Origin of the sequence: Aurantibrevibacter litoralis, assembly GCF_034651555.1 — a bacterium.
In the GTDB taxonomy this organism is placed as follows: Bacteria; Bacteroidota; Bacteroidia; order Flavobacteriales; family Flavobacteriaceae; genus Aurantibrevibacter; species Aurantibrevibacter litoralis.
Genome location: NZ_JAYEEQ010000006.1, coordinates 116,037 through 128,312 on the forward strand (window position 1 = coordinate 116,037; position 12,276 = coordinate 128,312).

The window sequence follows — 12,276 nt, forward strand, 5'->3', positions numbered from 1 at the left end:
ATGAAAAATATTTTTAAACTTGCATTTATCGGGATTATCGGGATCTTTATATTCCACTCCTGTGAAACAACCGAACTAGACCTTACGGAGAATCCTAATGCGCTCTCTCCGGAACAAGCGGATGTTGATTTCTTTTTAAACTCCGTTCAATTGCGTTATGCGGCTGTCATCGACAGTTTAGGAGAAGACGCAGGTGGCTTGGTGCGTCTGAGCGACTTTCAATTCCGAAACTACCTCAACTCCTTCGGGCCTAATGAGTTTGATCGAGAATGGGAAGCCGTATATAGAGAAATATTGGCTGATATCCGTGCCATGGAACCACTAGCGCAAGAAAATGAACAATTTCTTCACCTTGGTATAGCCAATGTGATCGAAGCCGACGTGATGACGAGTTTGGTCGACTTTTTTGGAGATATTCCTTACACGGAGGCCATTACAGCCCTTAGTGAGGCCAACTTTAACCCAAAATTAGATTCCGGTGCCAGTATCTACGAAGCGGCTATTGGCCTGTTAGACCAAGCCATCAGCAATTTTAACAGAGATGACTTTTCTGCCGAACCGGCCATAGATTTCTACTATGATGGTGATTATGATAAATGGATAAAATTGGCCAATACCCTAAAAATGAAGCTCTATTTGCAAAGCCGATTGGTGGATGCTACGGCTATCAGCAAATTCAATGCTATTGTAGCTTCAGGCAATTACATCACCAGTTCGGCAGACGATTTTCAGTTTCAATGGCGTACCAATCCGGTACAACCCGATACGCGGCATCCCAATTACGCTCAGAATTATGCGCCAACCGGTGCAGGGGATTACGTAGCCAATTGGTTGGTGAATGAAATGCAGACAAGCAACGATCCGAGGCTTCGGTATTACTTTTACAGGCAAACGAATGCTGTACCCGGGCAAGCTGGAGCTCCTCCAAATGAAGAACAAATATCTTGCTCTTTAGAAACACCTCCCCAACATTACATTGATGGCGGCTTTACTTTCTGTGGATTGCCTAATGGATATTGGGGAAGAGATCATGGGGATAACGACGGTATCCCCCCGGATGGACTATTGCGTACCGCACATGGAGTATATCCTGCCGGAGGAATGTTTGATGATAATCGATTTAGCCGAATTAACCAAGGTTTTGGAGCTCAAGGCGCGGGTATAACTCCCATCATGTTGGCCTCATGGGTCGATTTTATGAAAGCCGAAGTGGCTATGCTTACGAATCCTGTCAATGGCAGAGCTGACTTATTGGCCGGCGTTGAAAAGTCGGTGACCAAGGTATTGGCATTTGGCCCATTGGATGCTACTGCCGATGAAAGCTTCTTTGCAACCCCGGCGGAAGTTACCGCACATAGTACTGCCGTGGCTACTGCTTTTGATGCGGCTACTAATGATGGCAAATGGAACATAATGGCACAGCAATACTGGATTGCCGGTTATGGTAACGGTATTGGAAATTGGAATTTCTACAGACGAACCGGATTCCCAACCACATTGCAACCCAATCGTGAGCCTTTAGCCGGCGCAGGTGGCTTTATACGTTCGTTTAGATATCCTGCGAGCGCGGCAAACAACAACACCAATATTCAACAGCGGCAAAGTGTGACCACTCAGGTATTTTGGGATACTAACCCACCTTCACCTGGTTTCCCAATAGCCAACTAATTTGGTATAACGTTAAAATAAATGACAATGAAAAAAATATATAATATTTCTCTTTTAGCACTCCTATCCCTAATTTGGGTAGGATGCGAAAACGATGATGCAGCTCCCAATAGAGCCCTTGCAGAAACAACCAACGGAGCTGTATTGCGGACTTTTGAAGTGGAGAGTGGTGTGTTTAACTTTTTTGACACCACATCTGAATTTTCTGTTACCTTTGGGGAACAGGATGCCGAAGATGGAGACCTAATGCAATCAGTGGACGTATTTGTTACGTTACAGAAAAGAACCCCAGCCGGCAGCTTTCAGGATGCTGGCAGTGAAGTCCTTTTAAGAACCATTAGTGCAAGTGAGTTTAGCATTGATGAATTTGGGCTACCACGAACTAACCTCACTGCTTCTCTAGATCAAGTGCTTGCAACTTTGGGAATAACCACCAATGATTTTGTGGGTGGCGATCGGATACAATTTCGCTTGTTGTTGAATCTGACTGACGGTAGGACTTTCACCGTAGGCGATGCCGCCGGAAACGTAGAAAGTTCCTCCTTTTTTAGATCTCCATATAGGTACTTCGCAACAGTAGCCTGTATTCCGTTGAACCCGGTGGCTGGTGAGTACACTTTCGACCTTCTCGACAATTTTGGTGATGGCTGGGATGGCGCCTTTTTAACGGTAACCATTGATGGCGTTAGCCAGGATATCACGGTAACCACAGATCAGGGTGATGTAGCCGTACATGTCTTTAACGTTCCCGTAGGTACGGAAGAATTTACCATTGAATACACTGCTGGTAGTTTTGAGGGCGAACATGAATACAAAATTCTGTTGGACGGCGAAGAGATATTTAGCGACGGTCCTGGACCAGGTGTTGGTCTCGTTACATTAAGTATTTGTCCTTAAGCCCAATTTTTGGTAGAATAAGAATATACATAGGGATGCTCCAAAAAGCATCCCTATTTTTTTAATAATGGCAGCAATAAAACCCTATATTTAGGTAGGTAATCAATTAATAACACGTACTATGAAAACATCCTTATTTTTACTTTTTTGTTTTTGCAGCGGAATCTTTTGTATTGCGCAACAGCGGGCACAATTTGGAAATTTACCAAGTGGTGCCTCCCCACAAGACAACCTTTTACGAGTACAACCTGCTTTTAACCAATTCTTTGTTCATCTTAAAGGTACAGAAACCACGGTAAATGTATCTAAAGCCTTGGGCACACCCTTTGAAGATGAAAATTTTAGCAAAGGTCAATTGTATGACAAGGATGAGTTTTTAGGCGATTTTTACCTGCGCTATAACGCCTACGATGATCAAATAGAGTTAAAAAAGACCACACTTCCGGAGGAAACCGTACAAGGACTTGTAAAAAACAGTAATTTTAGAGCTCGCTATAAAAATGTCGATTTAAGTTACCGTGCTTTTACCGATACCAAAGGGACTATCTCCACCGGCTACCTACACCTACTGGTAAATGGATCTTCATCAAAGCTTTTTAAAAGGCTCAAAGCCATATATGTACCCGCCACGACCCCCATTAATCCCCAAACGCGTCCTACTCCAAGTAGGTTTGTCCAGTTTGAAACATTCTTTGTTAGCCTTAACGGTATCGATCAAATTATGGAAATGCCTCAACAGACATCCAAGTTTATAGCCCTTTTTGAAAAATCAATGCAGTCCACCCTAAGAAGCTACATGAAGGAAAACAAACTTAAACTTAAAGAAGAAAAAGATCTTATCGTTTTGTTCAATTATATCAACACCACTTTTTAGAGTAATCACTAAATTCTTCATGTAAGCCTTATCTACATGCCATAATGTGAACTATTGATCTAATAACCCAACAACCCAAATGGATTAATCGAACTAAAGTCGATATTCACCTATTGTTTTGCATCCCTGTAAAGATCTCCTAAAAATTTCTTGTGAAATTTGCAAACAGCACTCCGGGGAAAAACTAAAAAGCTTCTGATTGTTTTTTGCGAAAAAAAATGTTCAAGCTTCCAACACATATACCACTTCCGTTTTATACCTACCTTTGCCCTTATGGAAAACAACACTCAAATTTACGGTATACGCGCAATTATAGAAGCACTACAAGCCGACAAACCCGTGGATAAGATCTTTATCCAAAAAGGACTGCGAGGCGATTTGTCGCGAGAACTGGAAACCCTAATACGGCACAAAGGGATTGGCGTCTCGTATGTTCCTGTGGAAAAACTAAACCGCCTTAGCAAAAACAACCACCAGGGCGTTATCGCTACCATTTCTCCCATTTCTTTTTATAGCCTAGAGGAGTTGGTAGAAAACGCAATTGCGCATAAGGAAAAGCCCCTTTTTCTACTCTTGGATCAACTCTCGGATGTACGCAACTTTGGAGCCGTTATCCGAACGGCTGAGTGTACAGGTGTTGATGGGATCATTATCCAAAAAAAAGGAGGCGCTCCGGTTACAGCAGACACCATAAAGACCTCTGCAGGGGCGGTCTTTAAAGTGCCGATTGCAAAAGTAGACCACCTTAAAGATGCGGTTTTTTATCTTCAGGCCTCAGGCATCAAGGTGATAGCCGCCTCCGAAAAAACCAACAACACCATTTATTCCGTTTCCTTTAACGAACCATGCGCTATAATAATGGGTGCCGAGGATACAGGGATTTCTCCTTCGATTTTAAAGGTCGTGGATGCCACTGCCAAACTTCCCCTTATGGGGAAAATAGGTTCGCTTAATGTTTCCGTGGCCTGCGGTGTTTTTCTGTACGAAGTGGTACGACAGCGAATGATAGTTGATGGTTGACCGTTGATAGTTGACGGTTGACCGTTGATGGTTGATGGTTGATGGTTGATGGTTGATGGTTGATGGTTTTTACCTTAAAAAAAACTTCTTTGCTTTTTTAAAAAAAAGCATCCTACATTTAGTTGCTTCACACAAAAACTCCAACAGCACCCGCATCAGTCTTCATCCTCTTTCGTGTTGCGCTTGTAATAATACCTGATTTTAATTTTTTTATCTTCACCTAATACTTGGGTCTCCTCAGTTGGGGGTTCTTGAGGGGATTCAATAAAGTTACCATCTTCGTCAAAATGTTGCATAAATTCATCGTTTTCCTCCGAATAATCCTCTTGTTCCCAAAAGTATTTTTTGGGTGAAGGTGTCTTCGTTTTTATCAAAACCGCAAGCAAAAGTCCTGTTAAGAAACCGCCCAAATGGCCTTCCCAAGAAATACCATCTTCAACCGGAAAAATATACCAGACCAAACTGCCATAAATAAAAACAATAATCAGGGAAAGCGCTATCAATCGATAGTATTTGGTAAAAATCCCCTTAAAAAAAATAAAACTTACTAACACATAAATAATTCCACTTGCACCAATATGGTACGATGGTCTTCCTATACCCCAAGTTATACCCCCGGACATAAGCATACCGATAAGGAGTACCTGCCATGCGCTATTTCTATAAAAGTAAAACAAGGCTGCAGTTAATAGGATCAAAGGCAGCGTATTGTTATATAAATGCGACACGGAACCATGAATAAAAGGGCTTAGCACAATACCTATTAAGCCAGAAAAGGTCCTGGGTAATACTCCCAAGGATGTGAAATTGAAACCAAACCTAACCTCTACCCAATACACAAACCATAATACCAAAGCAAAGAGTAAAGGCAATCCAATTACAGAATTATCGAATTTAAAATAGGGTTCCTGTTCCATTGATCCATTTTTGAGATGGTTATCCGGTCTTACAACCGCTAAGTTATAAAAACCCGACAATTATGTTACCTTCAGCTTCCCTCTTCAGAGGGGAACTTAATTCGGTGCAATCCCAGGCTTGTAACATACAATCCAAATATCGTTGCACATTTGCTTTTGGTTTTTACACACCCCCGGCCCACTTCGGTAGGCTCAGTGCAACGCCTCTCAAGAGGGGAACTTATTTGATCCTTCGTTCCGACCTTTTTGAAATCGATTGACCCGGGTGCTTGGTCGGTGTTTTTTTAATACAAAAAAAAACAATCCCATTTATCAGGCACAAAATACGCATAGCCCTACTCTTGATGGCTGAAATTTCCCGTAAGCGAGGGGTCAACGGCATTGGTCAATTGTTTTTTTATCCTGTTATTTATCTTTGAGGTTTTGAAAAAGCGAAAATACCTTCAGCTCCCCTCTTGAGAGGGGTCGGGGGTGTGTTCTTTGAAATTGGCAATATAGCGTACCATTGCCCTCAACACATTGTATATCTGTATTTAAACTTAATATTCGACCCCACCTTCAGCTCCCCTCTTGAGAGGGGCCGGAGGTGTGTTTTTCGAAGTTAGTGATATAATCCTCTATCGCCCTTACCACATTGTCCGTATCTTTCAGTACTTGATCATCGGTAAACCTTAGAATCCCAATCCCTAACCTGTCCATAACCTTTTCTTTCTCAATATCCTTATTGAATACCTCAATAATTTGATGGGAATATCCATCCACTTCAATGCCCAGCATCAATTCATGGCAAAAGAAGTCCAATATATAATGGTCTATTGGTTTTTGGCGGTGAAAATCATATCCATGCATTTGTTTCCTTTTGAGTTTTTGCCAAAGGATGATTTCCGCTTTGGTCGAATTGTTCCTAAGCTGCCTTGCCAACTCTTTAAGCTTTGGATGATATGGTATGATCTTTCTTTTTTGCATTTGCCTTTGTTTTTTTACACACCCCTGACCCCTCTCAAGAGGGGAACTTAATTCGGTGCAATCCCAGGCTTGTAACATACAATCAAAATATCGTTGCACATTTGCTTTTGGTTTTTACACACCCCCTCCCCTCCCAAAAGGGGAACTTATTTGATCCTTCATTCCAATCTTTTTTGAAATCGAAAATAACCAACTTACACTAATCAACGGAAATATAGTAATTTTAAGGCATGAATGAACCTTTGGCAGAACGCATACGGCCCAAAACACTCGATGCCTATATAAGTCAGCATCATTTGGTGGGTGAAGGTGGTGCACTGTATGCGCAAATTAAAAAAGGCCTCATCCCTTCCCTCATTCTTTGGGGGCCTCCAGGCACGGGAAAGACGACTTTGGCAGCGATTATTGCCCATGAAAGTGGCAGACCCTTTTATACGCTGAGCGCCATTAGTAGCGGGGTGAAGGATGTTCGCGATATTATTGATAAGGCAAAGCAAAGTGGTGGACTTTTTACTCCCAAAAATCCGATCCTTTTTATTGATGAGATTCATCGATTCAGTAAATCGCAACAAGATTCCCTTTTAGCTGCTGTAGAAAAAGGCTGGGTAACGCTTATTGGTGCTACCACTGAGAATCCCAGTTTTGAGGTCATTCCCGCCCTATTGTCCCGATGTCAAGTATATGTATTACATCCTTTTGGCAAGGACGATTTAGAAGCTTTGTTAACGAGAGCCCTCGTAGAGGATCCTATTTTAAAATCGAAACAAATCGCATTAAAGGAGACGGAAGCCCTGCTGCGTTTGTCTGGTGGAGACGGTCGCAAATTGCTCAATATATTTGAACTCGTAGTACATTCAGCACTTACCGAACCCATCGTAATTACCGATGCCATGGTGTTACAACAGGTACAGCAAAATACGGTGCTATACGACAAAGCGGGGGAACAACACTACGATATCATTTCGGCATTCATAAAATCGATTCGCGGGAGCGATCCTAATGCTGCTGTGTATTGGTTGGCTCGAATGATTGAAGGTGGCGAAGATGTAAAATTTATAGCACGACGCATGCTTATTTCGGCCTCGGAAGATGTTGGGCTGGCCAATCCTACCGCTTTGGTCTTAGCCAATACCACTTTTCAGGCCGTTGCCGCCATTGGCTATCCGGAAGCTCGCATCCTTTTAAGTCAGTGCGCTATTTATCTGGCTACCTCACCCAAAAGCAATACTAGTTACGCCGCAATAGGTAAGGCGCAACAGCTGGTAAAAGAAACCGGAGATTTATCGGTTCCTTTGGCACTGCGCAATGCACCTACGAAATTAATGAAAGATTTGGGTTATGGATCCAACTACAAATACGCCCATGATTACCCTCAAAATTTTGTCGCGGAGGAGTTTTTACCGGACGAAATTGTGGGAACATCCTTTTACCAGCCCGGAGAGAATGCCAAAGAAAAATCGGTTAAAGAGTTTCTACTATCACGTTGGAAAAACAAGTACCCACTTTAAAATTTAATGCTAATTTCCTCTATAACGGGGGAAGCACCTGCGTAATATTCGAAAAACCATTTGTTATCTTTCCGAAAGACGACACCGCTTTTATCTTCTTTTTTCGCCATAAAAACATCAGGAACGGAGCTCTTATAGAGTTGCATTTGTACTTTGGGTGAGCTATCTACCAACTGATAGCCATAAGGCATTACTTGGGCATACCAAACCGCAGTTGCATCGGCAGGAGCACCTTTGGGTGTTACCTGAAATTGCACTTCTGCCTTTTTAAACTGAGAAGGCACCGGTTCATTGCTTTTATACAGTTGCTCATCGGGTGTAGCTCGTTGCACCACCAAAGGATTAGGTGTAGGTACCGATACGGTTTCTTTCGGAGCACCCAATTGCTTCACATCGTCTTTGAAGCTAACGGTTAGGGGCGAATTGTCTTTGGTTAGTGCTCCATTATAGGCGTAGTCCACTTCATTAAAGGAAGAAAATGCTGCCTCAATAGCCTCCTTGTAGGCGGCTTTAAATTCCTTTATTTTACTTGTCCCTTGTTTTGACGCAAATACCTCTCTGGAGCTGCAATCCTTCAATAGTAAGGTAGTTTTTGTGGTAAACATATTAGAATCGTCCTTTAGCCCTATAAGCAATCCTAAACAGCGATTCGCATTGAGTTCTTGAGGCAATTCATCATCATACACCGTTTTAAACCCCTTTTCGGTAAAAAGATATTTAACATAGGTACTGGTAAGATACTGATTTTCTGTTTTAAAGCCATCGAACTTTTTAGGCACAATGACATACTCATAATCATTTAACGACACTTGCCCAAACGACATAGAAGTGGCCATTACCAAAAGACCAAAAAGCACATTCTTCATAGGGATAGTTTTATTTTTTTTTAATCGTGACCGGTATTTGCAGGCACCTAAAATGATCTCTTTTTTTCTTTAAAGATCGTTATTTTGCTTCATTTCTAACTCTTTTAGGTGACTCTGAAATGAGATTACCAAGATAGGATTTTAAATTTGAATTGAAAAACAGAGCGGATGACTTTAGCAAAGAACTACCGTAATACCTCAAAACGAAAAACGACCTGATCAAAGGCTATTCTTCGGATAGACTGAATTTGCCGGAAGATACCACACTAACTTTTGGATCTAAAAGCACCGACGAACTATGGCTGTCTCCTAAATTTTGAATGCGTATATTAATTGAAGCGGTATTTCTTAAAATATCGATATTCTTGCCGGAAGCTGTACCATAGGTAACTTCCCGTTGTAAAATTCCCGTGGGCCCGGCAGGGAGCAAAAACGACTCGGTATCTAAATCGTATCCAGTGCTATCCAAAAATGCCACAACTACATTTAATTCCTTGCTGGTGGTATTATCTATTTGATAGCTTACAACACCGCTCAGCAGTCGTTCCTTCTCCATCAAAAATTCATCCCAAGTAAATTCCTGCGTTAAAACCTCCGATTTTTCGGCTTCATTAAACCCATTTTCAATAGACTCAAGGGCTAAAAGAGGAACAGTTACGGTAGGAAAAACACTAAGATCTTCGAGATTTTCAAAATTTTGATCCCGGATACAAGAGGAAGTAAGCATTACTAATGCAAAAAAAGAGGATACCCAAAAAAACTGAATTCTTTTCATTTATCTGCGTACTGCACATAGGAAATATAACTTTCCGGTAGCATTCTACTTATAGAACTCTATAAATAGTTTTTTATTTCAATGAGGTCAAAAATTATGGCACTAAAATCGTGTTTCGGGTCACCGTGCACATTAAAGTGTAAGGTGTGTAGCCCAACGGCCTTGGCTCCGAGGATATCTGCCTCTAGGCTATCCCCTATCATAATCGCATTTTTTGGCAAAACCTTACTTTTTTCGAGGGCTATTTCAAAGATTTTCGGATGGGGTTTTTTTACGCCAACGGTTTCCGAATGAATGATACGATCAAAATAAATATCGATTTGGGAATTTTGGAGCTTTTTATACTGTATTTCCTGAAATCCATTGGTGATAATGTGTAGCTTGTAATTCGGTTTTAAATACCTTAAAATTTCGTGTGTATTCGGCAGCAGATTGGGGAAGGTAGACAAATGCACGATATACTGGCCTGCCAATGCGTTTATCTGCTCGCTATCCATAGTATGCCCCAAGACATCAAACGTTTGTTTTAAACGCTTGTAACGCAAGTCTGCCTGCGAAATCCTGTTTTCTCTATATAGTTTCCAAAGCTCTAAATTAATTGGTTTGTACACCTCCAAAAAATCGGCAAGCTTAACTGTAATATTAGCCTCAGCCAATATTTTTTTAAACGTAAGTGCCGAATTTTTCTCAAAATCCCATAGGGTATGGTCTAGATCAAAAAACACATCTGTTACAATTCCTTTAAACATGATAATTTTGAATTACGGCTTCGTACACTTTTAACCAGTCCGTGCTTTTTTGCCCTCCCAGTAGTTCATTTGAAAATACAGTTACAAAACATCCTTTCACCGCCTTTATTTGCCTGTATATCGTGGTTAGTTCTTGCTGTATTTCGTTGGAATCGGTCATTTTTAACAGGGCGTAATCGTGTACGGCAAAAGGATGTATTTTTATAGGTTGTTGTACCTCTAGGCCAATATCGTAAAAATAAAAGGGATGCGAGGTGCTGGCTCTAAATCCTATCTCATGGGTGTATCCCATTGTATAATCATCTGTGAATTCTGCTTCCACCAAATTGCGATAGGTTTGGGGTACATCTACGCGATTATACCGAAATCGGGATGCATGAATAGGCCTGTGAATGACGCCCGATAGCTTTTTCTTTTCTTCCATTAGCAACTGTACATTTTGAAATGAACTATATGATGCCGCCAGAGAAACGGTACTATAATCGGCCACTGATTTTATTAAATGTTTAAATTTTTCATTCGTAGGTGCCACATTTTTGTCATAGGTGGAGTAAGCCGCAAATTGAAAGAAAAACAGACTCTTAATCCCAAATTTTTTATGGACTCTTATAAGATGTTCATAATTATCGTACGGATCGGGAAGTACATTTAACCAAACGCGAAGACGCTCCCAAGCCCTTTTTAATTTTAAGGCGCCAATATCCATAAATAGGCCCGCTGTGCTTCGCACAAAGCCTCTATGGGCATAACAATGAGACGAGGTGACATCGATAACCGAAACATAACGATAAGCCCTTTTCGATTGCTCTAATGCGGGAAATCGCTCTTGAAGTTTTGAAAATAACTTCCACGTCCAAATATCGACCAAAGGCATTCGTAAAAAACCGCCTCTATACGCCACACTTTCGGTAGGCGGAAATCTGCCGTGCATATCTTTCATGTGCGGTACATACTCTTCGTATCTACTCAATAAGTAAAAACTCGCCGAAAAAATATCATAAGGCACATTACTGCGCTCACCGGCTCCAAAAAAACAGGGTATACCATCCCAATCCCCTATTTTTATAGGAAAATCATTAATCCCCTGTTCAAACAACAAGTCGTTAGAGCGAATAAAAAATTCATTTTGAAGTGGCTGTTTGGTGTAGGTTATTTTAGGTCCTGTATGCTTTATAAAATCTTCCACCTTAGTGGTTAAGGTAATTTCCAATCCCAAAACCCTTGTAAAGAGTTGCTTTACTATATAGGTAAATCGAGGGGTAATTTTATGGGTATAGATCAGCAACATAGGCTATTATTGTTCAACATAAGATGGCACTTAAACTAGAGCAGTTGTTCATCGGCAAAGCTAAAGTAGGCGTTTTGGGTGATAATAAGATGATCTAAAATGGCAATATCTAGCGCAGCGGCAGCCCGCTTTAGTTTTTGGGTAAGCTGCTTATCTGCTTCACTTGGTTTTAAGGTGCCAGACGGATGATTGTGCGCCAGAATAAGAGCTACTGCACTCAATTCCAGCGTCTGCTTCATCACCAAACGCACATCTACCAAAGTACCAGTTATTCCGCCTTTACTTAGCTGTGCAGTGTGCAAAATTTTATTAGAATTATTGAGGTAGATAATCCAAAATTCCTCGTGAGGAAGCTCTCCCATAATAGGATTCAACAAGTCATATACACTTTGACTACTGGTAATTTTAACGATTTTTTCTGCTTCCTCTCCCCTTCTACGTCGGCCAATTTCCAATGCTGCTGCAATACTCACCGCCTTGGCCTCCCCTATCCCTTTAAATTGCTGTAGTTGCTTGATGGAGAGTTTACCCAATTCATTGAGGTTATTGTTTACTGATGCCAAAATACGTTTAGAAAGGGCTACTGCACTTTCATTTCTACTACCGGAACCTATTAAAATGGCAATCAATTCTGCATCGGAGAGGAAAGACTTTCCCTTTTGTACCAGTTTTTCCCGAGGCTTATCATCATCGGACCACTGTTTTATAGAAAAGGATGTTGGTTTTTCCTGCATGGCCTAAAGATAGT

At 41.3% G+C, this 12,276-nt stretch carries 12 protein-coding genes; 5 read left to right on the forward strand and 7 right to left on the reverse strand.

The features are described from left to right. The 4 genes from U1E44_RS07295 to rlmB all read left to right on the forward strand — a co-directional run bounded on the left by U1E44_RS07295 (nt 1) and on the right by rlmB (nt 4,459). Complete coding sequence (locus U1E44_RS07295) at nt 1–1,668, forward strand: SusD/RagB family nutrient-binding outer membrane lipoprotein (RefSeq protein ID WP_322930407.1); 1,668 nt, start codon at nt 1–3, stop codon at nt 1,666–1,668. A gap of 27 nt (nt 1,669–1,695) precedes the next feature. Then, nucleotides 1,696–2,565 carry a hypothetical protein gene (locus U1E44_RS07300; RefSeq protein WP_322930408.1) on the forward strand — a complete coding sequence of 290 codons (870 nt, stop codon included), beginning with the start codon at nt 1,696–1,698 and terminating at the stop codon, nt 2,563–2,565. A gap of 121 nt (nt 2,566–2,686) precedes the next feature. Continuing rightward, nucleotides 2,687–3,439, forward strand: coding sequence for a hypothetical protein (locus U1E44_RS07305; protein ID WP_322930409.1), 753 nt, complete (start codon nt 2,687–2,689; stop codon nt 3,437–3,439). A 273-nt stretch (nt 3,440–3,712) separates the two neighbouring features. Continuing rightward, complete coding sequence (rlmB, locus tag U1E44_RS07310) at nt 3,713–4,459, forward strand: 23S rRNA (guanosine(2251)-2'-O)-methyltransferase RlmB (protein ID WP_322930410.1); 747 nt, start codon at nt 3,713–3,715, stop codon at nt 4,457–4,459. A 155-nt stretch (nt 4,460–4,614) separates the two neighbouring features. Here the strand turns inward: rlmB and U1E44_RS07315 are convergent, their stop codons facing one another. Together U1E44_RS07315 and U1E44_RS07320 are read right to left on the reverse strand one after the other, a co-directional pair. After that, nucleotides 4,615–5,376, reverse strand: a complete 762-nt coding sequence (locus U1E44_RS07315; RefSeq protein ID WP_322930411.1) for a rhomboid family intramembrane serine protease — start codon at nt 5,374–5,376, stop codon at nt 4,615–4,617. A 558-nt stretch (nt 5,377–5,934) separates the two neighbouring features. Further along, nucleotides 5,935–6,342, reverse strand: a complete 408-nt coding sequence (locus tag U1E44_RS07320; RefSeq protein ID WP_322930412.1) for an endonuclease domain-containing protein — start codon at nt 6,340–6,342, stop codon at nt 5,935–5,937. 230 nt (nt 6,343–6,572) lie between these two features. Between U1E44_RS07320 and U1E44_RS07325 the strand changes: the two genes are divergently transcribed. Continuing rightward, the gene (locus tag U1E44_RS07325) at nt 6,573–7,850 is read left to right on the forward strand and encodes a replication-associated recombination protein A (protein WP_322930413.1); all 1,278 of its coding nucleotides are present in this window, start codon (nt 6,573–6,575) and stop codon (nt 7,848–7,850) included. On the opposite strand, the gene U1E44_RS07330 is transcribed toward U1E44_RS07325, so the two are convergent. The 5 genes from U1E44_RS07330 to radC form a co-directional block, all read right to left on the reverse strand. After that, nucleotides 7,847–8,716, reverse strand: a complete 870-nt coding sequence (locus U1E44_RS07330; RefSeq protein WP_322930414.1) for a hypothetical protein — start codon at nt 8,714–8,716, stop codon at nt 7,847–7,849. The two genes, U1E44_RS07325 and U1E44_RS07330, sit on opposite strands and share 4 nt — an antisense overlap. Before the next feature lie 226 nt (nt 8,717–8,942). Next, on the reverse strand, nt 8,943–9,491 hold the full coding sequence (locus tag U1E44_RS07335; RefSeq protein WP_322930415.1) for a hypothetical protein: 549 nt from the start codon (nt 9,489–9,491) through the stop codon (nt 8,943–8,945). A gap of 59 nt (nt 9,492–9,550) precedes the next feature. Next, complete coding sequence (locus tag U1E44_RS07340) at nt 9,551–10,240, reverse strand: YjjG family noncanonical pyrimidine nucleotidase (protein WP_322930416.1); 690 nt, start codon at nt 10,238–10,240, stop codon at nt 9,551–9,553. Then, nucleotides 10,233–11,528, reverse strand: a complete 1,296-nt coding sequence (locus U1E44_RS07345) for a polysaccharide deacetylase family protein (RefSeq protein WP_322930417.1) — start codon at nt 11,526–11,528, stop codon at nt 10,233–10,235. Before U1E44_RS07345 ends, U1E44_RS07340 begins: the two co-directional genes overlap by 8 nt. A 35-nt stretch (nt 11,529–11,563) precedes the next feature. Further along, nucleotides 11,564–12,262 carry a RadC family protein gene (radC, locus tag U1E44_RS07350; RefSeq protein WP_322930418.1) on the reverse strand — a complete coding sequence of 233 codons (699 nt, stop codon included), beginning with the start codon at nt 12,260–12,262 and terminating at the stop codon, nt 11,564–11,566. Nucleotides 12,263–12,276: the final 14 nt, after the last annotated feature.